The organism is Parasphingomonas zepuensis (assembly GCF_036663735.1).
In the GTDB taxonomy this organism is placed as follows: domain Bacteria; phylum Pseudomonadota; class Alphaproteobacteria; order Sphingomonadales; family Sphingomonadaceae; genus Sphingomonas.
In genome coordinates, this window is sequence record NZ_JAXOJO010000004.1 from 1 (window position 1) to 23,213 (window position 23,213).

At 64.6% G+C, this 23,213-nt stretch carries 19 protein-coding genes; 8 read left to right on the plus strand and 11 right to left on the minus strand.

The genetic code is table 11. From position 1 onward, the window contains the following. Positions 1-118: 118 nt before the first annotated feature. The 10 genes from U1769_RS15180 to U1769_RS15225 all read right to left on the minus strand — a co-directional run bounded on the left by U1769_RS15180 (position 119) and on the right by U1769_RS15225 (position 11,033). Complete coding sequence (locus U1769_RS15180) at positions 119-2,128, minus strand: hybrid sensor histidine kinase/response regulator (protein ID WP_332717639.1); 2,010 nt, start codon at positions 2,126-2,128, stop codon at positions 119-121. Beyond that, positions 2,121-2,759: a chemotaxis protein CheX gene (locus U1769_RS15185; RefSeq protein WP_332717641.1), complete on the minus strand. Its 639-nt coding sequence runs from the start codon at positions 2,757-2,759 to the stop codon at positions 2,121-2,123. The genes U1769_RS15180 and U1769_RS15185 overlap by 8 nt, the downstream gene beginning before the upstream one ends. Further along, entirely contained in the window at positions 2,756-3,139 is a 384-nt protein-coding gene (locus U1769_RS15190; protein WP_332717643.1) for a response regulator transcription factor, read from the minus strand. Before U1769_RS15190 ends, U1769_RS15185 begins: the two co-directional genes overlap by 4 nt. 86 nt (positions 3,140-3,225) lie before the next feature. Beyond that, positions 3,226-3,462, minus strand: coding sequence for a hypothetical protein (locus tag U1769_RS15195; RefSeq protein WP_332717645.1), 237 nt, complete (start codon positions 3,460-3,462; stop codon positions 3,226-3,228). After that, the gene (locus tag U1769_RS15200) at positions 3,459-5,372 is read right to left on the minus strand and encodes a chemotaxis protein CheA (RefSeq protein ID WP_332717647.1); all 1,914 of its coding nucleotides are present in this window, start codon (positions 5,370-5,372) and stop codon (positions 3,459-3,461) included. Before U1769_RS15200 ends, U1769_RS15195 begins: the two co-directional genes overlap by 4 nt. Then, positions 5,372-6,220: a CheR family methyltransferase gene (locus tag U1769_RS15205; RefSeq protein ID WP_332717649.1), complete on the minus strand. Its 849-nt coding sequence runs from the start codon at positions 6,218-6,220 to the stop codon at positions 5,372-5,374. Before U1769_RS15205 ends, U1769_RS15200 begins: the two co-directional genes overlap by 1 nt. Further along, positions 6,217-7,320, minus strand: coding sequence for a chemotaxis-specific protein-glutamate methyltransferase CheB (gene cheB / locus U1769_RS15210; RefSeq protein ID WP_332717651.1), 1,104 nt, complete (start codon positions 7,318-7,320; stop codon positions 6,217-6,219). The genes U1769_RS15205 and cheB overlap by 4 nt, the downstream gene beginning before the upstream one ends. Before the next feature lie 5 nt (positions 7,321-7,325). After that, positions 7,326-8,729 carry a chemotaxis protein CheW gene (locus tag U1769_RS15215; protein WP_332717653.1) on the minus strand — a complete coding sequence of 468 codons (1,404 nt, stop codon included), beginning with the start codon at positions 8,727-8,729 and terminating at the stop codon, positions 7,326-7,328. Between the two features lie 5 nt (positions 8,730-8,734). Beyond that, a complete protein-coding gene (locus U1769_RS15220) occupies positions 8,735-10,645 on the minus strand; it encodes a methyl-accepting chemotaxis protein (protein WP_332717655.1) in 1,911 nt (636 codons plus the stop codon). A gap of 157 nt (positions 10,646-10,802) precedes the next feature. Next, the gene (locus U1769_RS15225; protein ID WP_332717657.1) at positions 10,803-11,033 is read right to left on the minus strand and encodes a hypothetical protein; all 231 of its coding nucleotides are present in this window, start codon (positions 11,031-11,033) and stop codon (positions 10,803-10,805) included. A gap of 143 nt (positions 11,034-11,176) precedes the next feature. Between U1769_RS15225 and U1769_RS15230 the strand changes: the two genes are divergently transcribed. The 4 genes from U1769_RS15230 (at position 11,177) to U1769_RS15245 (ending at position 15,372) form a co-directional block, all read left to right on the plus strand. Further along, positions 11,177-11,872, plus strand: a complete 696-nt coding sequence (locus tag U1769_RS15230) for a nuclear transport factor 2 family protein (RefSeq protein WP_332717659.1) — start codon at positions 11,177-11,179, stop codon at positions 11,870-11,872. A gap of 10 nt (positions 11,873-11,882) precedes the next feature. Beyond that, positions 11,883-13,016, plus strand: coding sequence for an amidohydrolase family protein (locus tag U1769_RS15235; RefSeq protein ID WP_332717661.1), 1,134 nt, complete (start codon positions 11,883-11,885; stop codon positions 13,014-13,016). A gap of 174 nt (positions 13,017-13,190) precedes the next feature. After that, positions 13,191-14,504, plus strand: a complete 1,314-nt coding sequence (locus U1769_RS15240) for a glycoside hydrolase family 1 protein (protein ID WP_332717663.1) — start codon at positions 13,191-13,193, stop codon at positions 14,502-14,504. A 259-nt stretch (positions 14,505-14,763) separates the two neighbouring features. Beyond that, positions 14,764-15,372 (plus strand): TetR/AcrR family transcriptional regulator, encoded by a 609-nt coding sequence (locus U1769_RS15245; protein WP_332717665.1) that lies wholly within the window; start codon positions 14,764-14,766, stop codon positions 15,370-15,372. 82 nt (positions 15,373-15,454) lie between these two features. Here U1769_RS15245 and U1769_RS15250 read toward each other — a convergent pair whose 3' ends face one another. Continuing rightward, complete coding sequence (locus tag U1769_RS15250; protein WP_332717667.1) at positions 15,455-17,800, minus strand: TonB-dependent receptor; 2,346 nt, start codon at positions 17,798-17,800, stop codon at positions 15,455-15,457. A 435-nt stretch (positions 17,801-18,235) separates the two neighbouring features. Here U1769_RS15250 and U1769_RS15255 point away from each other — a divergent pair, with 435 nt between their 5' ends. The 4 genes from U1769_RS15255 to U1769_RS15270 all read left to right on the plus strand — a co-directional run bounded on the left by U1769_RS15255 (position 18,236) and on the right by U1769_RS15270 (position 23,195). Then, positions 18,236-19,444, plus strand: coding sequence for a cobalamin-independent methionine synthase II family protein (locus U1769_RS15255; protein WP_332717669.1), 1,209 nt, complete (start codon positions 18,236-18,238; stop codon positions 19,442-19,444). A gap of 25 nt (positions 19,445-19,469) precedes the next feature. Next, the gene (locus U1769_RS15260) at positions 19,470-20,396 is read left to right on the plus strand and encodes an SMP-30/gluconolactonase/LRE family protein (protein ID WP_332717671.1); all 927 of its coding nucleotides are present in this window, start codon (positions 19,470-19,472) and stop codon (positions 20,394-20,396) included. A 28-nt stretch (positions 20,397-20,424) separates the two neighbouring features. Further along, positions 20,425-22,011, plus strand: coding sequence for a spinster family MFS transporter (locus U1769_RS15265; protein ID WP_332717673.1), 1,587 nt, complete (start codon positions 20,425-20,427; stop codon positions 22,009-22,011). A 134-nt stretch (positions 22,012-22,145) separates the two neighbouring features. Further along, positions 22,146-23,195, plus strand: a complete 1,050-nt coding sequence (locus U1769_RS15270; protein ID WP_332717675.1) for an amidohydrolase family protein — start codon at positions 22,146-22,148, stop codon at positions 23,193-23,195. Positions 23,196-23,213: the final 18 nt, after the last annotated feature.

Consider the following 23,213-nt stretch of genomic DNA (forward strand, 5'->3'; position numbering starts at 1 on the left):
TAGCTAGACCCGTTCGTTTCGAGCGAAGTCGAGAAACATTGGTGGAGGGCTGCTTGGCGGTTTCTCGACTTCGCTCGAAACGAACGGAGAGGGAAGCCGATTCCACGCGATGTCATCTCTAAGCGACGGGGACCGCTTCACGCTCCAGCAATTCACGCACCTTTGCCGCCAGCGACAGATAGGTGAAAGGTTTTGCCAGCAAGTCGACACCAGGCTCAAGGCGGCCGTCGCGCATGATGGCGTCGCGCGGATAGCCAGATGTGAAGAGCACTTTCAGGTCGGGCAGGCTGGCGCGCGCCGCGCTCGCCAGTTCGCGGCCCGACATTGTCGGCATGACGACATCAGTCATGAGCAGATGGATCGACCGTTTCTGCTGCTCGAGCAATTGCAGCGCCACATTGCCGTTCGATGCCTCGATGACGCGGTAGCCGACCTCGCGCAGGATCTCGACGGTATAGGCGCGGACATCGTCATCGTCCTCGACCACCAGGATCGTTTCCGTATGGGAGCCGCGCACCAGTGCCCCGTCGGTCGCGACCGGATCGTCTGCGGCTTCGCCCGCCGAGCGTGGCAGATAGAGGCAGACCCTGGTGCCCTTTTCCGGGGCGGAATCGACATGGACATGACCGCCCGACTGCTTGGTGAAGCCGTACACCATCGACAGGCCAAGGCCGGTTCCCTTGCCGACCTCCTTGGTGGTGAAGAACGGATCGAACACCTGGGCGAGCGTTTCCGCAGTCATACCGCAACCGGTGTCGGTAATCGCGATCACGACATAATGGCCGGCACTGATTCCGGCAGGCACGTCCTGGTCTTCGGCACCGACGCGAATGTTGCTGGCGTCGATCGTCAGCGCGCCGCCGGCCGGCATCGCGTCGCGCGCATTGACCGCCAGATTGACGATCGCGTTCTCGAGCTGGTGCGGATCGACCTCGATGCGCCAGAGATCGCCCGGTGCGACGATCTGGATCGCGATCGCTTCCGTTATCGACCGGGTCAGCAGATCGGACATGCCGGCCAGCAGCCGCGCGACGTCGGTCGGTTTCGGATCGAGCGGCTGGCGGCGCGAAAAAGCGAGCAAGCGGGCAGTGAGCGCTGCCGCGCGCTCCGCGCCCTTCAATGCATTGTCGAGCGACCGCTTCGCGCGGGGATCGGCGCTTGAATCGAGGCGTCGCGAAACCGTGTCGATATTGCCGATGATGATCGTCAGCAGATTGTTGAAGTCATGCGCGATGCCGCCGGTGAGCTGACCGACGGCTTCCATCTTCTGGGCCTGGCGCAGGGCGTCCTCTGCCTGGAGGCGCTCCGTAATCTCTTCCTGGACGCGCGTCTCGAGCGTCTCGTTGAGCAGGCGCAGCCGGTCTTCCACCTGCCGCGCCTCGGTCACGTCGTAGATGACGCCGACGAAGCGGTAGCCGCTGCTCTCGCTGTCGCGCACGATCTCGCCCCGGCGCGCGATCCAGCGTTCGGTACCGTCATCGTTGCGCGCGATGCGGAACTCCCCGGCGAGAGGCTGGATAGCGGAGACGCCTTCATGGTCTCCCTCCGGAATAATCGGCGCGCCGCCGGCGCAGACGACGCTGTTGATCGTCCGGACGGGGAGGACGCTCGCCGGGTGCAGACCCAGCAGCTTGCAGAACTCGGTCGAGACGGAGGCCGTGGCGAAACCGTCGATATATTCGAAGGTACCGACGCCGCCGGCGCTCTGCACGACGCGCAGGCGCTCCTCGGTGCGCTTGCGCTCCGTGACGTCGACCAGCAGGCCGGTGAACCGTGCCGGCCGTTCGTCCGCGTCGAGATGACTCCGGCCGCGGCCATGCATCCACAGCACCGCACCGTCAGGGGCGATGACCCGGAATTCCTTGGAGAAGAGTTCGGCCCCGCCGAGAATGCCGGCAACCGCGATCTGCATGCGGGGGCGATCGTCGGGATGCATTGCCGAGAAGAAAGTCGCGGTCGGAAATCCTTCGGCCGCCGCCTCGCGGTCCAGGCCATAAAGTTCGGCAAAGCGCTCGTCGATGAACAGCCTGCCGCGACCGACATCCCAGTCCCAGGTGCCGCTCGCACCGGCAGCTGCCAGGGCCGCACGGAGCCGGTCGTCAGAGTTCGGATCGAACCCCTCAGCCATGGTCCCCGACCACCCGCGTGATGAATTCATCGAGCAGGATCTTGAGCGCTTCAAGTGACGGAAGATCCATCAGCATGGCGATATAGCCGCGAATGTCGCGTTTCCTGACGGCGAAATCGATATAGAGGAAAAGAACGAGGCCTTCGGCTTCGCCGCCTTCCCAGACTTCGAACAGGGACGCCCCGTCGCCGCGTACGACTTCCGGAATGGTCATGGTCAGCGACCGCTGCAGCATGTTCGCCATGGTCGCGAGGCAGCTGTTGAGGATGATGTTGCCGGTTTCGGCGAGGGCCTCATCCTCGATGTCGAGCACTTCCTGGACCGACAGTTCATCACGGGTGACGGCGCGAACAAGCTCTAGGCTGTTCTCTTCAGGAAAGATCAGCAGGGCCCGTCCGGAAAATGGCCCGGAGAAGCCCTGGCGGACAGCGACCAGAGGCGGGATCTCGCGTTCGCTGATTAGGCGCGCCGCGCGGCGCTGACTGACCACCTCGATTGCCGGGACGGACAGCGAGACATGATCGCCGATCATCTTCCTCAGGCTCGAGGCAGCGCGACTGACGCCGATATTGACGATCTCGGTGAGAGCATCGCCCTCGAGTTCGGTCAGGTTGACCGCCTCGATGGTCATGCCGGTTGCGACTTCACGCGCAAGGCTGCGCCGGAGACGAAGCCCTGCAGGCCATCGGTGGTTACGGGCTTGGCGACGAACGCGGCGCCGATCTGGCGGGCGCGCGCGATGATCTCGTCCTGGATGTTCGCGGTGATGATCGCGAGCGGCATCTCGGGCCGGAGCACCCGCAGCTCGGTCGCGAGCTCAAGCCCGTCCTTCTCCGTCATGTTGAAATCGATCAGCGCCACATCGACTGGCTGCGCCGCGACGATTTCGAGCGCCTGGGCGGCGCTGGACGCCTCGACACGGTGCCAATCCGGCTGAAGTTCGGTCAAGGCCTTGCCTGCCACGATCCTGGCAAGCTTGCTGTCATCGACGATCAGAACGGTAATGGGCATTGGCGACTCCGATGGTCGATCATGTCTTTGAGGTGCGCTCGTCATAGGGAGTCGCATAGGGGACGGATAGCATTGTCTTAATTCGTTCAGGTGGCCAGCAACGGCACCAGCCAGTCCTTCATAAACACATCCTTCGGGGGCCTGCGGACGGCCGGCCTGGCAGCCAGCAATATCTGTGCTACGGCCATATGGACCCGCACGCATTCATCGAGATCAACCGGCAGGCCCGGATGCGCCAGCATCAGATCGAGCAACGGGGCCGCATCCTCGATCAGGCAGGCGCCCTCGAGAAGGATCGCGCCATCGCCAAGCCGCACCGTCATGTGACGAGCTCGGCAAGGTCCAGGACGATCAGGACGCCGCCGTCCCCCAGCATCGTGGTGCCCGCAATCCCGGGGACGCCAGCGAGCAGGCCGGCACGTGGCCGGACCAGCCCGTCAATTCTTTCGCCGAAGCTATCGACCATCACACCGACGGGCTCGCCCGCGGCGTCGGTCACCAGCAGCTTCGCCGATCGCGCGGGGTTCTCCGCGCCGCCGAGCATGGTCGCAAGGCTGAGCACCGGCAGTGTACGATCGCGCAGCACACAGGCGCGGCCGGCGCCGATCGCCATGATCGAGTCAGCGGTGACGCTGACCGTCTCCGAAATGCGATCGAGCGCGACACCATAGCGGTCATCTCCGACCCGGACGACGAGCAGCCTGGTCATGATCGCGTTGAGCGGGAGGCGGAGGCGGACCGTCGTGCCGTCTCCGACCACGCTTGCGAGCTCGATCCGGCCGCCGAGCTGTTCCACGGCGATCCTGACCGCATCCATGCCGACGCCGCGACCCGACACGGCCGTGATCTCCGACGCAGTCGAAAAGCCGGGGGCGAAAATCAGCCGAAGCGCCTGGCTGTCCTCAAGCGCGTCCGCCGCAGTGCGATCGAGCAGGCCCTTCGAAACTGCCCTCTCGCGCAGCCGCGCCGCGTCGATACCCGCGCCGTCGTCCGTCAATTCGATGAGCACCTGGTCCCCATCGGGCCTGATCCTCAGCCGGATCGTGCCGGCCGGGGGCTTGCCGGCCCCCCGACGAATACGCTCGGGCTCGATGCCGTGGTCGACTGCGTTTCGGACCAGATGGAGCAGCGGCTCGAACATGGCATCGGCAATGCCCTTGTCCACTTCAGTCGCTTCACCCGACATCTCGAACACCACCGATTTGCCGAGCGTCGCGCCGACCTCGCGTACCATCCGCGGCAGGCGGCGCAGGCTTGGCCCCAGCGATACCGACCTGACCGCCATCACGCCGCGCCGCAGCGCCGCCACGGCCCGGTCCAGATCTGCGTGGGCCGCCCTGATGCTGGCGGCGATCTGCGGATCGACCTTGTCCGCGGCGAGCGCGACATGCGTGAAGGCGTTGGCGGCCACGACCAGTTCCCCCACGCCGCTCGCCAGTGTGTCGATCCGGGTGACGTCGATGCGAAGCGACTGCTGCGACGCCGCGGTCGTCTCGACCATGGCATCGGCCTGCCGGCCGGGCACCGCCAGCACCTCCGTTTCGTCCGGGACAAACCGGAAAGCGGCCTGGACCTCCGCGACGCCGGCCGAACTCAATCCTTCGATCGTGACCGCGCAGTGATAGGGCTCGATGTCGGCGAGCGCCGGCCATGGACTCACGGGCACGATGTCGAGGGCGACGAGATCGGGCAGGCCCGCGACAATCGCGAGCGGATCGTCGCCGCGAAAGAAGCATTCGGCGTCCGGCCGGTAGCGGAAGGCGACGAGATCGGTGCCGGGATCGACCGTTCCGGCATGCCGCTCAAGCAATGGGCCGAGCCAGGCCGGTGCCTCGCCTGGTGTCGGGAGGCCACCGTCGCCGGCGCGGAGCAGGTCGATCAGGCGTTCGGCGATAGCGCCAGCATCGGGGCCGATCGTGCCGGGCGCTTCCATGGCGTCAATCCAGCGATCGACTTGATCCAGTACGGCCGTCAGCGACGAACCGGCAGCCGGGTCCAGCGGCCGACCCTCGGCCCGGGCGGTGTCGAGCAGATCCTCGGCAACGTGGAGGACGCGGCCGGCGGGGGCCATGTCAAACAGGGCGACCGAGCCCTTGAGCGTGTGGAATGCGCGAAAGGCGCCGTCGAGCCGGGAACGGTCGTTCGGATTGGTGGCGAGCGCAGCGAGATCGTCCTCGGCCTGCGCGACGAGTTCGCGTCCTTCGATCAGGAACTGGGCCAGCATCTCGTCCATCAGGGACGACGATAGACGATTGCGTCGTTTAGGCGAGCCAGGGTGAACTTGTCGCTGATCCGCGCCATGGATTCGCTGTGGCCAAGGCACAGATACCCGCCAGGATTGAGCGCGTCATACATGTTCGCGGCAGCCACCAGGCGCGACTCATCGTCGAAATAGATCAGCAGATTGCGGCACAGTATGACGTCGAACCGGCCCTGGGCGGCGACGCTGGCTGGATCGACAAGGTTCGTGAAGGTGAACTTCACCGACTCGCGCAGATCGTCGATGATCTTGCGGCGGTGGCGGTGCTCGGGCTCGAAATAGCGCTCGATCACCGCCGGCGGCAGGCGCGCCAGCGACCGCGCGTTGAAAAGGCCCGCGCGCGCCGCGTCCAGCGCAGCCGTATCGATGTCGGAGCCGACGATCTCGATATTATAGGCGTCCACCATAGGCCAGTTCTCGAGCAGCCAGATCGCGATCGAATAGCCCTCTTCGCCCGTCGAGCAGGGCATCGACCAGATCCGAACCAGATCGCCCGGCCGCCGATCCCGCACGATATCGGGCAGGATGGTGTTGCCGAGGGCCGCCAACTGGTGGTCCTCGCGGTAGAAATAGGTTTCGTTGACGGTAAAGGCGTTGATGAGATGCTGGATCTCGCCCGCCTGCGCGGCGAAATCGAGATAGGCAGCGACGTCGCGCATGCCCGATTTGGCCATGCGGTCGGCGATACGGCGCTCGATATAATAGCGCTTATTCTCCCCGAACGTCATGCCCGTATGGCGATAGATCAGCGCCGTCACCCGGTTGAGTTGGTCACCGGTCAGGACAAGCGGGCCATCCGCCGTTTCAACGCGATTGCTCACCGCGGCTGAAGCGCAGCGATCAGGGCGTCGGGAATATCGTCGAGCGCAGCGATCCGACCGGCGCCGCCGAGGCGCACGAGCGAGCCCGGCATCCCCCAGACGACGGCCGATTCTTCGGATTCGGCGATCGTCCGGCCACCGGCGTCGTGCAATTTCTTCATTGTCGTCGCCCCATCCGAACCCATTCCGGTCATCAACACCCCGACGAGCTGTTCGGGCCCGAGCAAGGCGAGGGCGCTTTCGACCATGCGGTCGACGCTTGGATGCCAGTGGAACTCGGGGCTGCTCGGGGCAGCCATGGCCGACAGGCCGCCAGTGCGCCGAGTCAGGACAAGGTCGGCATCCCCGCGCCCGATATAGGCATGGCCCGGTTCGAGCAGGACCGGGCGGCTGACTTCGACGACGTGCAGCGCGCAAATGCCGTCGAGCCGGCGGGCGAGAGGGCCAGTGAAGGTGGCCGGCATATGCTGCGCGATGACAATCGGCCATGGGAAGTCAGCCGGAAGGGGCGTGAGCAGCGCCTCGAGCGCGGGTGGCCCGCCGGTCGATGTCCCGACCAGGACCACGCCCGGTTCTGCCGGCGCTTTGCGGATCTTGCGGGGACGCGGTGGCGCCGGCCGCTGACGCGATTGCGCAGCCGGCGCTGACGCGAGCGACGCGCCGTGACGAAGACGCACGCGTTCGGCCAGCCGGCTCGCTCGTGACAGGCGGGCCGTCGATGCGTCGCGGACCTTGCTCACGAGGATCGGCGCCAGTGCGTCGATGGCGAGCGACATCGCGCCGCCGGGTTTCGCGATGAAGTCTATGGCACCCAGTGCCAGCGCTTCGAGCGTTTCATTGGCGCCCTTCTCGGTCAGCGCCGACACCATGACGACCGGCGTCGGGCGCTCGACCATGATGCGGTCGAGACAGGCCAGCCCGTCCATCATGGGCATGGTCACATCGAGCGTGATGACGTCGGGGCGAAAGGCATTGAGCTGTGCGATCGCCTCCGCACCGTCGCGCGCGACGGCAACCTCAAAGTCTCCCGCCTCGGTGAAGACGGTCGTGAGCAACCGGCGCATGAGGGGAGAATCGTCGACGACGAGCAGCTTGATCACGGCGGTCAGGCGCGGGCCGTGGCCATCGCACCGAGCATGTCCCGCTCGGCCCGATCGAGCAGTTCCTGCGGCTCGACGATCAGGATCATGCGCCCGTCAGCTGCCAGGTTGGCGACCCGGTCGAACACGCGCGTGCCCTCCGTGCCGAGCTCGGGCGCGGCGCGCAGGGATGCGGTCGGGACGCTGAGGACTTCGGCCACGGCATCGACCGCGAAACCGGCCTTGATGTCGCCAAGCGACACCACGATCACCCGGCGGCGCTTGCCGGCCGTCGCGCTGGCCTGGAAGCGAAGGCCCTGGTCGATGACCGGGATGACGGCCCCGCGCAGGTTCATCACGCCCTGGACGAATTTCGGCGCGCGCGGGAGGCGGGCAAGCTTGTCGGGATAAGGCGTCACCTCATCCACGACGCCGATCGGCAGGCCGAAATCCTGTTCCCCGATCCTGAAGACGAGGAACTGCTCGCTGGCACCATCGATCGTCGCGGTCATGTCGTCCTCTTGTCCGGCAGTCGCCTGGAGATGGCGCGTGAGATCACCCCGCAGCAAATGCTCCGCCGCGAGCACCGAGACGAGCCGGCTGCCCCCTTCAAGACGCGCGATGGCCTGGATTTTCGCCTCGCCGGCGCCACGCGTGAGAATTGCAGGGACGGCATCTATGTCACTTTCCGGGACACGAAGCAGAGACCTGATGCTGTCGACGACGAAGCCGATCCGGCTCTTGCCGATCCGCGCCACCACGACGCGCGAGCGCTCATGGTGTCCGGAGGCGGCCAGGCCAAGCAGGTGCCGCAGCGAGAGCAACGGCAACAGGCGCGCGCGCCGGCTGATCGTGCCGACCACGACTTCGTCCGCCTCCGGGAAGATCATGATATCGTCGGGTAGGGCGATTACCTCGTCGATTTGCGCAAGCGGAAGCGCGAACTCCTGTCCGCCGACCGCAAAGGCAAGCAGGCCGATTTCATCGACGGCGGCGGCAGGGCGCGCAGTGGCGCTGACGGCCCCGAGGCGCATCCGCTTCGGTATGGTGCCGGCCGCGCCGAAGGAGGCCGCGACGATTTCCGCGAGATCGATCGCACGCGCATCCAGCGCCCGAAGACCAGCCTCCTCGCCGTGCATGACCGCCGATACTTCATCGACCATGACTCCGACGGGATCAGCCTGTTCAAGGACGATGACGCGGCCCGTCCCGGTTCCGGATTTGCCGAGAAGCGCGCCGAGCGAGACTACTGGGAGCACCGCACCGCGCAGGTTGCCGAGACCGAGCAATCCGGCCGGTGCGTGGGGGACGCGGGTGAGGCGCGGTGGCCTGATGACTTCGCGGACGAGCGTCGCCTCGATCGCGTAACGGTCGCCGGCAACGCTGAACGTCACCAGCTGCCCCGTGGCTGGGAGAGGCTGCGTGGCCATGGTCCTCAGGCCGTTGCGGCGGTGAGCGTGCCGGCCAGGGCAGCGATGTCCTCGATCGCGGCGGCGAGTTCCTCGGCCGCCTGGGCCTGCTGGCGTGCCGCGCTGCCTGCCTGTAGTGCCGCAGCAGACGCCTGTTCGGCCGCTGCGGCAACCTGCTCGGTGCCGCTCTGGACCTCTCGCGCGGAGCGGAAGATATCGTCGGCGCCCTTCAGGATCGCTTCGCTGGCGTCGCGTGCGCTTTCGAGGTCCTGCACGATCTGGCCGAACCGTTCGACCACGGCGCGGTTGCGCGCAATCTCCGCTTCGGCTGCACCAACGATCTGGTCGAGATCGCGGCGCACCCGGGCGATGCCGTCCTGTACGGTGCGGGTGACATCCTGCGCCCGCTCTGCATTGGCCGCCGAATCGTGTGCGAGCTTGCGGATGTCCGCCGAAACAGTCGCGAATCCCTGGCCGGCCTCACCCGCGCGGGTCGCCTCGACCGAGCCGCTGACGGCAAGCATGCTTGTCTGGACGGCGACCAGCGCGAGGACATTGGTGATCTTCTCGATGCGGCGCGCACTGTCAGCGAGCGTCGCAATCAGGCCCAGCACGTCGCGCGTCTCCGACAGCGCCCCTTCGACGCCGCCCGCGAGCCTGCCGATGATGTCGCGACCCTCTGTCACCGAAGCAGTGACCGCGCTGATCCGGTCGAGCGCGGCCTGGGACTCATCGCGTGCCGAGGTTGCCGAACGCTCGATCTGAGTCATCGCGCTGTTGGCTTCCTGCGTCGCGGCAGCCTGGATCTGCGCGCCCCGCCCGATCTGCTCGACGGCGACGAGGATCTGGCCGGCCGCGCCGGAGAGTTCCTGGACGGCGGACGACAATTCCTCGGCGGCGGCGGCGACCTGTTCGGCCGCTTCGCCGTTCCTGTCCGTGTCGATTCTGGCGGTCTGCTCCGACAGGGCCTCGGCGGTCTGCTGGCTCTGGTCCAGCGACGTGCTTTGCTGCTGGACGGCCTGTTGCGCTTCCGCCGCCGCTGCCGATTGTTCCTCGGCCGCGCTGGCGACCTGTTCCGCGCCACGCTGCGCTTCGCGAATGGCGCTATCCGCTTCGATCGAGGACAGCAGGATAGCCTGTGCGCTGTCCGCAACCTTGACCAGTTCTGCCCGGGCCTCGTCGAGGCGCACCACCACCTGCCGGCCGGCCTGCGCATCGGCCACTGCCTGCTCGGCGGCCACGCGGATGCGCGCGGCGATCACGGTGACTTCGCTCGACACACTGGCGGCCAGCGTCTGGATTTCGATGGCGCTGCCTTCGGATGCCTCGGCAAGCGCGCGCACTTCGTCAGCGACGACGGCAAACCCCCGGCCTCCTTCGCCGGCGCGTGCAGCTTCGATCGTGGCGTTGAGCGCGAGCAAGCTGGTCTGGTCGGAAATGTCTGCGACGGTAAGGCCGATATCGCCAATGCTCACCGCCGATAGCTCGAGGGATGCGATCACCTCTACCGAACCGGTCTGCCGTCTGGCGTTCAGTTCGATCGCTGCGACCGAGCCGTCGATCTGCGCATTGGTCTCGACGAATGCGCTCTGGACGAGTTCGGCCTGACGCCGGGAAGCCTCTGCGCGATCCCGGGCCGCGCTGAATCCTGCGGCGAGCGCGGTGATCAGTCCGGACGATTCCTGCGCGGCGCCGGCCGCTTCCTCGGCGCCGCTCGAAATCTGATCGATGGCGCGCTGCAGTTCGGCCGCTGCCGAAGCTGACTCCGCGAGGCCGCTCGCCAGTTCCTGGGTTGCTGCGTCGATCCGGTCGCTCACGCTCGTGCTGGCCTTGGCGGCGCGGCGCGGCTTCGGTGCGGGCCGCGCTGGTTCGACCACGGTTGGCGCGGCCGGGGTCTTCGGGCGCGAGCCAAGACTCGATTTCTTTACCAGGGCCATCTCGGGTCTCGACTGCAGGAAGGGATGGGCGGGCATAGGATAAGCGCGGGGCCAGCGCCAGCATACTGACATTGCAGTCGTTCATCGAACATCGGCGTCACGGTTGCGGCTGGTCTCAGGGGCCCGCGAGCGCGAGCGATCGTCTCGGGCGAGCCCTTCAATCCGTGGTCAGGACGGGGTGATCGAGCCTGACGGTGTCGAGCAGTCGTTCGATCGCCGCGACTTCATTTGGTTCTCCACTCGGCCGGACCGACCAGTTGAACGGCGCGTGCGTGGCGAGGTCGTGCAGATGGATCGGCCCGATAGCGATGCGCCAGCGGCGGGCGCTGCCGCCCATCTGGCGCGTCAGCCTGGCGATGAGCAGATCCTGGAGCTGATTGGCGGTCATGGCGCCCTTTCGTCGGCGCGGCCGCGTAACGCAAGATGCTCCTGCGCCGCGACAAAAATCATCACCACCGCGCCCGCCTCACGGTTGAACCTATTTCTAACAATCGTTACTATTGTCCCGAAAAGATAAAGGGAGAGAAGCGAATGACCGAGATCGAGGAACTCCGCGCCGCCAACGCGGCGCTTGCCGACAGGGTGGGCAAGCTCGAGGACATCACCGACATCCGGCGGCTGCAATTCTCCTACGGCTATTATATCGATTATTGCCATTATGAGGATGTGGTGAAGCTGTTCGCCGAGGACGGCGAGGTCGTCTTCCTCTCCGGGCTCTACAAGGGCCATAAGGGCATCCGTCGCGTTTATATCGACTGGATCCTGAACCTGTTCAATCAGGGCCGCGAGGGCGCGGATGACGGTTTCCTGTTCGATCACATCCAGATGCAGGACGTGATCACGGTTGCCGACGATCGCCGGACGGCCAAAGGCCGCTTCCGCGGCGTACTGCTCGGCGGCAGCCACGACATTCGCACCTACAAGCCCGAAGGCGTGCCCCAGCAGTTCATGGAATCGGGCATGTACGAAAATGATTATGTCCGCGAAGACGGCGTGTGGAAGATCAAGCGGCTCGATTACCGCCTGCAATGGCAGGCCGAATATGAGACCGGCTGGGCGCATACCGATGCGCATCTCCACCAGGCGCAGATACTGTTTCCCGAAGACCCGCTGGGCCCGGACGAATTGCTTGACGTCGTCCGCCCGACCTGGCCGTACCGGCAGGATTTCCCGGTCCACTGGGTGCATCCAGCCGTCGCCCGCCACATGATCAAGCCTAGGGAATAGGACGTCGGCGATGGAGAGCGATGATCTGCTGCCCGATGGGACGCCGTTCGGCCTGCGCGGCTATGGCTATGAGCGCGGCACCCATGCCCGTGTGGGGCTGGCGCCGCCCGCTGCGAGGATCGACCGGAACGCGCCGTACCGGCGGATCGCGACCGAAGAGGCCTGGACGATCCCGGAGCTGACCGAAGCGCATGTCCGCCTGATCGCGAGCGGCAAATATCCCGACGATCCGGGGCTGCGGATGGGCGGCATGTTCGCGAACATGCCCCAGATCCAGCATCTGCTGCAGGATATCGGCGAGCAGCGTATTGCCCATATGGATGCGTTCGGCATCGCCCGGCAACTCCTGCTACTTACCGCGCCCGGCGTGCAATGCCTTGAGCCCGAAGAGGGGAGCGCGCTCGCGCGGCTCGCCAATGACCGGCTGGCGGCGGCCTGCGCGCGATATCCCGATCGCTTCTCGGGCTGCCTCGCGTTCCAGCCGCAGGATGTGGATGGCGCGGTGGCCGAGATCGAGCGCGGCATGAAGGAGCTGAAGCTCGCCGGCGCCGTGCTCAACTCGCATTTTCGCGGCCATTATCTCGACGAGCCGCGCTACGAGCCGATCATCGCCGCGCTCGCGGCGAACGATGCGGCGCTCTACATCCACCCGACCGCGCCCTATTACGGCAAGCCCTATACGGATCGCGGCTTCCTCGGTGCGTTGGGCGGTTTTCCGCATGATGTGTGGATCCACACGATGGGACTGATCTTCTCGGGCGCGTTCGACCGATACCCCGACTTCCGCCTCGTGATCGGGCATCTCGGTGAATGCCTGCCGTTGCACCTCTATCGGTTCGACTGGATGCAGAACAATGCCGATGGCGTCCCCGGGCTGCGCGGCGGCCAGCCGGCGGTGAAGCTGAAGCACCCGGTATCCCATTATTTCCGCAAGAATATCTGGGTGACGACGAGCGGGGTCGGCTGGGAGCCGGCCATCAAATTCTGCATGGACGTGCTCGGCCCGGATCGAGTCCTCTACGCGATGGACTATCCCTATCAGCAGGCGCCCGACGAGGTGGCGGTCTATGATCGGCTCGATATCTCGGACGAGCACAAGATGATGCTGATGCAGACCAACGCCGAAAGGGTGTTCCGGCTGTAGCGCGGCGCTACTCGATAATTGCCTCTCTTGTCAGTGAACAACTGACGGCATAGAAAATGCCCAATCGAACAGCCGAAGGAGAGCGGCGATGGCGTTGGCGGATCGTGTGACGACTGTGGGGAAGTCGGGGCATGCGCGCCGGCTCGATGCTGCTCGGGCCATCGTGACGGCGCAATGAGCGATCTGAAACTGGGGCGGCGCGAGCTGATCGCCGCCGCTGCCTTCGGCGCCGCCGGCCTTCCCGCAGCGGCGCAGGCGACCCGGCGCGGGCGCCCCGCACCACCGGGATTCCTGTGGGGGACGGCGATCTCGGCCTATCAGAGCGAAGGCAACAACACGAACAGCGACGCGTGGCTGATGGAGAATTTGCAGCCAAGCATGTTCAAGGAACGATCGGGCGACGCCTGCGACAGTTATCATCGTTATGCCGAGGATTTCGCGATCGCCGCGAAGCTCGGGTTCAACTGCTATCGGCTCGGCATCGAATGGGCGCGGATCGAGCCGAGCGAGGGGCATTTCTCGAACGCCGAGCTCGACCATTATGCACGCATGCTCGAATCATGCCGGGCGCATGGCCTCAGGCCGATCGTCACCCTCAGCCATTTCACCACGCCCCTGTGGTTCGCGATGCGTGGCGGTTTCGAGGTGGCGGACGCGCCGCAGCTGTTCGAACGCTATTGCCGCAAGGTTGCCGAGCGGCTCGGGCCGCTGATGCACATGGTCACCACGTTCAACGAAGCCAATATCCGACTGCTCGTCGATCTGATGCCGCAGTATAGTTCGGCGGTGCAGAAGGTGAAATCCGCGATCGCGGCGGCGGCGCGGGCCACGGACGCGCCGCGCTTTTCGCGGCTGGCCTATGCCGATCCGGCGATCGTCACGCCGATCATGCAGGAGGCGCACCGGCGGGCCTATGACGCGATCAAGGCAGTGCGGCCGAGCCTTCCCGTCGGCATTACCCTGACCACACAGGACATCCAGTCGGCGAACCCGGCGCTGGTCGAGCATTATCTCGACAAGCTCTATGGTGAATGGGTCGGGGTGGCACGGAGCCATGCGGATTTCTTCGGCATCCAGACCTATACACGCTTCGTCTTCGACGATTCCGGCGTGGTGCCGCCGCCAGCCGGTGTCGAGCTGACGCTTGCCGGCTACGAATATTATCCCCAGGCGCTCGCCAACACCATTCGCTGGGCGCATCGCGCAGTCGGCAAGCCGCTCTATGTGACGGAGAGCGGCATCGCCACGAATGACGACAATCGCCGCATCGCCTTCATCGACGCGGCGCTCGATGGCGTCCGGCAGTGCCTCGACGAGGGCATTCCGGTGCACAGCTATCTCTACTGGTCGCTGCTCGACAATTTCGAATGGACGTCGGGATACGGCGTACCATTCGGCCTTGTCGAGGTGGACCGGGAAACCTTCGCACGCCGCCTTCGCCCGAGCGCAACGCATCTCGGATCGATCGCCCGCGCGAACCGGATCTAACGCCGCCACGGCGCCGGGCGCGTGAGAATGCCCGATACTCGACGCGGCGCGCATCGCCGCCTATCCTGAAGCATGCAGCCTGGACGAGCCGGGTTGGGATCGAAGCACCGGCGCGCTCGCGGCGGGGTTGATTTCGAGCGCTGACATCGAGAGAACGCGCCGCGACAAGGTCTTATGAGCGACATCGTGAGCCGATTTCACCGGGATATTCCCGAAACGACCATGAATCTGCCTGATCCGGGCTGTGTTGGAGTATTTGATGGGTAGACCCAAGGCTGGCGAACCGGAACTGGCACGGGACGTGATCATCGATGCCGCCATCGAGACTCTCAAGGCGGACGGTATCGCGGCACTCAGCCTGGCGCGGATCGCCGCATCGCTGAACGTCCAGACCCCGGCACTTTATTGGTATTTTCGCAGCAAGGCCGACGTCTATACGTATATGTCGGAGAAGATATTCAGAGACGTCCTGGATTCTCTAGATCCGGAGCTGGTCGGTCGCGATCTGTTATGGGCATTCGGTTGCGCGATGCGCCACAAACAAAGCTCGATCAGGGATGCCGCGAAGCTTATCTCGATGGCCGGGGTCAGCGATGAAGTCCGCACAATCCTCGTGCCTGGCTTGCTGGCGCGGGTTGCGGATCGGGATATCACAGCCAGCCAGGCGAGAAATTACCTTACCGCCATCCAATCGCTGAGTCTTGGGTGGGCGATCTTCGAATCGAACCCAGCGACCAGTGAGGTCATGCGCAGGAGCGGGGATGGCGATATCGCCTATCGCGACGCGCTGGCGCGCCTGGTCTTTGGAGTCGTCCTGAGTGAATCGCCGGCCTTATCCGGAACCGATCGTCAGGACCCATCGTCCTAGAAATACCCATGCGGGCGAGAACGTCGCCGCCCGGGAGAGACATGCCGCCGACTGTCGGTCGATCGGCGGCACGTCGTCCGGTCTAGAAGCTCAGGTCCAGCGAGACCCCTCCGGTACGCATTGCCGCAAAGGGAATGGTCTGCACGACGCCGGGATTGGCGAGGGCGATACGGCTGACGAAGCTCTTGTCGAACAGGTTCTTCACGTACCCGCGCACTGTCCAGCGGCGGTCCTCCGACCCGAAGCCGAGCGTGAGATCGACCAGGTCATACGCCTTTTCGCTCGTCACCGGGTTGGTCCCCACCGCGAACTGGGTCCGGCCGGTGTAATTATATCGTACCTGGCCGAAGGTGCGGAAGCGATCGCCGATGGAATGCTCGTACGCCGTTATCACATTGGCCTGCCACGCCGGCGCGCCGACGGTACGATCTCCGGATACATTCTGCTGCAACACCGTACTGCCGGTTGCAATGGGCGCGCATATGTTGGGCTGCGACGTCGGCACCGCTGACGAGGATTGGCCACTATAGCAGGGCGCGTTCTTGAAATCGCTATAATGGGTGTCGTTGTAGACGATATTGCCGTCCAGGCTGAACCCCGGCATCGCATGGGGCTTGAGTGCGAATTCGAGCTCGATGCCCTGGGCGGTCAGCTCGTTCGCGTTGATCGTCGTATAGGTCGCCGGAACGGTCGGCAGCAGCGCCGTCACCTGGAAGTTCGAATAGGGCGAGTGGAAGCCGGTGAGGTTGAGCGTCAGCTGCTTTTCGAAAAATTGCGATCGCACGCCGATTTCGTAGCTCCGTGCGACCTCGGCCTCGACTACGCCGCCGTTCAGGGCGAACTGGGCCGGCGTCAGCGTGAAGGTGTAATTGAACCCCGGCCCCTTATAGGCGCGGCTCGCGGTCGCGTAGAACATGATCTCCTCCACCGGCCGCAGCTGAGCGCCGAAGCGCCAGGAGAAATCACGGTAACGGACGGTGTTGGCGACGCTCAGCGGCCCATTCAGGATCGCGGGTTTCGGGAACTCGGTCGATGCGCCGCGATCATAGCGGCCGACCGATCGCTCGTTGGAAACCCGTCCGCCGGCCAGCAACCGCAAGGCGCCGATATCGTAACTGGCATCCGCAAAGCCCGCATAGTTGCGGGTGGTCTCGCGAATTATCTGGCCGAATGAGGTGAAGGGCGCGACGAAGCGCAGATTCTGACCCTGCTGGTCCGACAGGACTTTCAGGTGATAGTAAAACGCACCGATCGTGTACTGGAAGCGACCTGGCGAAGAATTGGCGAGCCGCACTTCCCCTGTCCATTGATCGAACGTCGTCTGGTAATGGGAAATACTGGGCTGAGCGATCGTGGTGCTATCCGTATAGTCGAAGTCGAACAGATTGCTGCTGTGCGTGTGACCATATCCACCGACCGCCGTCAGCGTGACGGGCCCCAGATCGGTGACGGACTTAGCGACGAGGCGTTGTTGCGTGATCACCCCGGATTCCGGAAAATCCTTGGCCGATCGCCGATTGTCCGGGCCGGCGATGACGCCGTTCCTGATATCGTTCGGCTGGATCGTGTCCGTCGGCAGATAGCTGCGGGTGGTGACGATCGATCCGTCATTCGTGTTGCGGCTCGCTTCAGCGCTCAGATCGATCCGCCATGCGTCGCTCAGGCGAATGGCCGCCTTGATCCGCCCGCCGCGATTGTTGAAGCCGCCGATCGCGCCGGACGGCTGGAGTGGCGCGTCGATATAGCCGTCGCGACGAAAGCTCCAGCCGGTGACCCTGAGGGCAACGCGATCGCTGACGAGCGGCACGTTGACCGTGCCCTCGATACGCCGCTCGTCATAGCTGCCGAGGAATCCGCGCCCCCTTACCGAGGTTTCGTCGAGTTGGGCTTCAGTGAAGGCGATGTCGATGACGCCGGCGGTCGCGTTCTTCCCGAAGATCGTCCCCTGGGGACCACGCAACAACTGGATCTGCTGCACATCGACCGTATCGGACAGCGATCCGATCAGGCGCGCCTGGGGAACGCCGTCAAGCACCACCCCGACCGATGCTTCCAGCGTGTCGTTGAAGGCGAAGGTGCCAACGCCGCGGATGGTGAACTGGGTGGATTGGGGCGAAGGCGACTGGATGTAATTCAAACTCGGCGTGACGGCTCCAAGATCGGCGACGGATTGCAGGTTCAGGCTTTTCAGGCGCTCCTGGGACACCGCGGTGACCGCGACGGGCGTGTCCTGCAGGCTCTGCGCGCGCTTGTTGGCCGTCACGATGATATCGGCCGCCGGGTTCTGAGCGGCATCGGAACCGGGCGTAGCGCCTGATTGTGCGGCGTCAGTATCGCTCCGCTGATTTGCCTGTGCCGAGCCGTATGCAGGATACATCGCCGCGACCAGCGCCGCCAGGCTGCTGCCGAACACCTTATGTCTCATCATTGCCCTCTCCATCTCGATTATCGTTATGACTTTACTCGCGGCGGCAGAGGCTCGAGTTCCGGCGGCAGGAGCTGATCGACACTGGTGCGGCGTGCAGAGTGACTTGCGACGCGACGTGAACGTCGACGCCCCGCGTGCGAGTCGCACTGGCTCCTGAAACGCGAATCCTTCGCATCCTCCTCCGTTAGGCGCCTCTTTGCGGGCGCTGCCCTCGAGCCTGGAGCTCGGGTGACATCCCCTCGCTACAAAAAAAGGGCTTGTGCGCCAACTTAAATTTAATGCAGTTAAGTATCAGCGTGCCGAACGGTGGTTTTGCGCCGCAGAAGAACCCCGCGTCGCGTCAGCGGCGGCGGACGACGCATGGCAACAGACGTGCGGCGCCGTCGGCGGGCAGGATCATAATCCCGGCAAAGACCGGTCTTTAGGAGAGAGAGAATGCTGGATTTGACCGGTCGTATCCTGACCACCCATGTCGGCAGCCTGGTGCGTCCGACGGCGCTGCTCGAAATGATCATCGATCGAGTCGCCGGTGCGGAGGTCGACGACGATGCGTTCAACGCTCTCGTCGCCCAAAGCGTCAAGGAGGTGGTCCGCAAGCAGGCCGAGGTCGGGATCGATATTCCAAGCGACGGCGAATTCTCGAAGTCCGACTTTCACAGCTATGTGGTCAAGCGCCTCGGCGGCATAGATATCCAGCCGTCGACCACGGGCGGTTTCCATTATCCGAAGCTGGCCGAGGAATTCCCGGGCTTCATGCGGCAGTACAACGACATGTACCGCACGATGTGGCTGCCGCCGGAGATATCGCGGGAGAAGGCGAACGCAGCGATGCAGGCGCAGGTCGGCGTCAGCGTGGTCACGCGGCCGATCACTTATGAAGGGCAGGACGAACTGAAGCGCGACCTCGACAATTTCGCGGTCGCGCTCGACGGCCACGACTTCGCGGACGCCTTCGTGCCCTCGGCAACACCATCGCGCGACGACGCCTTTTCCGGTGACGTCTACGCGTCGGGCCGAGACTATCTCTACGCGCTCGCGGACGCGATGCATGAGGAATACAAGGCGATCGTCGACGCCGGGTACATGGTCCAGCTCGACCTCGGGTTGCCGGCGCGCAACCAGGTGCTGCCGGGCAATCCCAACCCCACGACCGAGGATCTCCGCCGCGCCTCCGAGTTGCAGGTGGAGGCATATAACCACGCGCTGCGCGGCATCCCGCCCGAGCGGGTGCGCTATCACATGTGCTGGGGGAGCATGAACACGCCCCACACCACCGACATACCGTTGAAGGACGTCGTGGACCTCATCCTGAAGATCAACGCGAAATATTACGCGATCGAAGGCGCCAATCCGCGGCACGAGCATGAATGGATGGTGTGGAAGGACATCAAGCTGCCGGACGACAAGGTGCTGATCCCGGGCATGGTCAGCCACCAGACCAACGTGGTCGAGCATCCCGAACTCGTTTCCTGGCGGATCCAGAACTATGCCAGCGTCGTAGGGCGTGAACGCGTCATCGCGGGGACGGACTGCGGCTTTTCGCAAGGGTGGAACATGATGCGTGTCCACGAGGAAGTGCAATGGGCCAAGCTCAAGGCACTTTCCGAAGGCGCAGCGCTCGCTTCCAAGGCGCTGTGGTCGTGAAGGCGCCGATGGCGGGAGGAAGCCGATGACGGTCGAGGTTCTCCACGACAGCATGCGCCGGATCGCTCCCGAGGATCGGGAACCGGAACAGCTCGGCACGGGATTTGGCGGGCCGACCGGGCCCGCCGAGGGGCCCGTCTGGATCCGCGAAAAGGGCCATCTCCTGTTCAGCGACATTCACGGCAATCGCCGAATGCGCTGGGCGCCGGGGGAGGGCGTGTCGATCGACAAGGAAGGCACGGCGAACGGCAACGGCCAGACCCGCGACCCGCTCGGTCGCCTGGTCGTCTGTCATCATTTCAGCCGCTGCGTCGATCGCGAGGAAGCCGATGGCAGCGTCACCGTGATCGCCGATCGATATCGCGGCCTGAAGCTCAACCGCCCCAATGACGTCGTCGTCAAGTCCGATGGCAGCATCTACTTTACCGATCCTCCACCCAAGCTGCCCTTCACGCCACCCGCGCATACGCCGGAGCTCGATGTCGCGGGCGTCTATCGGGTCTCGCCCGATCTTCGGGAGATCAATCGCGTCACCGACCGCCTGATCAACCCGAACGGACTGTGCTTCTCGCCCGACGAGAAGATTCTCTATGTGAATGACAGCAACGCCCACCGCAAAATGATCCTGGCTTATGACGTCGAGGCGAACGGCATGCTAGATCTGGGGAGCGAGCGACTTTTCTGCGACATGAAGGACGATGCGCGAAGGGGCCATCCCGACGGGATGAAGACCGACATCGAAGGCAATCTTTACTGCACCGGCCCGGGCGGGATCTGGGTGCTCGACAAGGCCGGGGCGCATATCGGCACCATCCTGAGCGATGTCCTGCCGATCAACATGGCGTGGGGCGACGACGACTGGTGCACGCTCTATTTTACCGGTCTCACCACGCTCAACCGCATCAGATTGGGCATTCCGGGCGTGCCGGTGCCGCGCGGAGCCGTGTCGTGAGGCGCAGCGGCGGCGGAGCAACGCGGCGATGAGCGCTTCCGTGCCGGTCGGCCAGACCACCGAAAGCGCGTCGTCCGCGCGACCCACCGACCAGCCCGACAGTCCTTATGCCTGGTATGTGCTGTTCGTCCTGATCCTCGTCTATATCCTCAGTTCGATGGATCGGACGATCGTCTCCATCCTTGCCGAGGACATCAAGAAGAGCTTCGCGGTCTCGGACCAGCAACTCGGATTCCTGCACGGAACCGCCTTCTCGGTATTCTATGCCCTGTTCGGATATCCGATGGGGCGGCTGATCGATCGCTGGCATCGGACCCGGCTCCTGGCCATCTCCGTCGCCTGCTGGTCGGCGATGACCATGCTTTGCGGCATGTCGGCATCCCTCATGCAGATGACGTTTGCCCGGATCGGGGTGGGCATCGGGGAGGCAACCGCCAGTCCCGCCGGATTCTCGCTGGTGTCGGACTGGTTCACGAAAAAGAAGCGCGCCACCGCGCTGGGCATCTTCATCGGTGGCCTCAGCCTGGGCAGCGGGCTCGCCTTCCTGCTTGGCGGCATGATCGTGACGCAGTGGGAAACCGCCTTTCCCGTCGATCCTCCTTTGGGACTGCTCGGCTGGCAAGCAACCTTCATCGCCGTCGGCATGCCCGGGATTCTGCTGGCGATCCTGGTCGCCACGTTGCGGGAGCCACGGCGCGGCCTTTCCGACAATGTCGAGAAACGCGAAGAAACCAATATATGGCCGCGCTTCTTCAGCGATCTCGCCAGCGTGGTGCCGCCGCTTACCCTGTTGCAGGCGGCGCGGATCGGCACCGGACCGCTGATCGCCAATCTGGCCGGGGCGGCGCTGACGGCGGCCGTGGCATGGACCGCCATTTATCTTACCGGCGACACGATGCAGTGGACCATTCTCGGCATCGGCTATTATGCCGCCTTTTCCTCGGCCCAGTCGATGAAGCATCGCGACCCGCCGACGTTCGCCCTGACGTGGAAAACGCCCGCCTTCCTGCTCGCCATGATCGGGTTCGGCCTGGTTTCGGTGATCAGCATCATCATGGGCTTCTGGGTTGCGCCGCTCGCACTGCGCACGTTCGCGATCGACAAGGGCACCGTCGGCTCGATCCTCGGCCTCCTGACCTTGTGCAACGTGATGGGCATCATATGCGGCGGCAAGCTTGCCGATGTCGCGCTACGCTTCAGCCCATCCGGACGGATATGGATCGGGCTGGCTTCCGCGGTGGTCCCAGCGCCGTTCATCGTCATCATGTGCAATACGGCCGATCCATGGGTGTTCTTCCCCTGTTACGTGCCTGTAGCTTTCTTCGGCAGCGCCTGGCTTGCGGCCGGCGGAGCGACGATCCAGGAACTGGTTTTGCCGCGTATGCGGGGAACTGCGACGACGACCTATTTCTTCGCGAGCACGCTGGTCGGATCGGGCCTGGGACCGTATTTCGTGGGCAAGATGTCCGCCATCACGAACGATCTTGCGACCGGGATACTCTGCGGGCTTTTCGCCGCACCGGCGGCAGTGTTCGCGCTGTGGGCCTGCATGCGCCGGGTCGAGCAGGCGGAGAGCAGCAAATGGGAGCGGGCGCGCCGTGCGGGAGAAGAGTAGTTCGAGTGATGATGATCGTGCGGGCGGGCAGGTGAGGGAGGCGCGGCCCCGCATCGCCACGAGTATCAAAGGCGCGGTTCAGCGGCTACAGCCCTGCTTTCGCCGTAGACGTCGAACCACAAGAGCCGTTCAAATTGACCACATCCTCTTCCGCGGCCGGCAAGCCGATTATCGTACGAAAACGCGGTCGCCATCTTGCGATCGACATCCATTGCCATCTTGGCGTCGCCGCGGCCGACGCCTTTGTCCAGCAGCGCTATCCGGGTCCGCCGCCGGGCATCAATGATTTCACCAGCCCCAAGACGGCGGAAGTCAATCGCGCGCAGTTCGCGGCGATCGGATGCAGGCTGAATGGCATAGACGAACGTCTCGGCGATATGGATAGGCTCGGCATCGACGTTCAGGCGATGTCGCCCAGTCCCGGACAATATTTCTATTTCACCGATCCGGAGACCGGCCGATCGGCTGCGCGTATCGTCAATGACGGTATCGCCGAAGCGGTCGCGCAGCATCCGGACCGGCTGGTCGGCATGGGCACCGTGCCGTTGCAGGATCCCGAGATGGCGGTCGCCGAGATGCGGCGCTGCGTGCGCGAGCTCGACTTGCGCGGCATCGAAATCAGTTCGAACGTTAACGGGACGGACCTGCACGACCCATCGTTCCGGCCATTTTTCGCGGCGGCCGAGGAACTGGGCGTGCTGTTGTTCCTGCATCCGCTCGGCTTCACCGATGCCGGGCGCATGCGGGACTATTATTTCAACAACCTGATCGGCAACCCGCTGGAATCGACCCTGGCGGTCAGCCACCTGATCTTCGGTGGCGTGCTCGACCGTCACCCAGGGTTGCGGATCTGCGTGGCCCATGGCGGTGGGTTCCTGCCCGGCTATTGGGGCCGCATGGATCATGGCTGGCGCGCCCGCGCCGACTGCAGCGAGCATTGCCGCCACGAACCGTCGAGCTATCTGCGGCGCCTGTGGCTGGACACATTGGTGTTCGATCCCGAGCAACTCGAAAACCTGGTGAGGAGCCATGGGGCAGATCGGCTGTGCCTCGGCAGCGACTACCCATTCGATATGGCGGAGCCCGACCCGATCGATTTTCACGCAAGGTTGAGCGACGCCGAGCAGGAGCGGATCCTTGGCGCAAATGCGGCCCTGCTGCTTGGCATAAGCGCTGCACTCTGAAAGTTGAGATTCATCAAT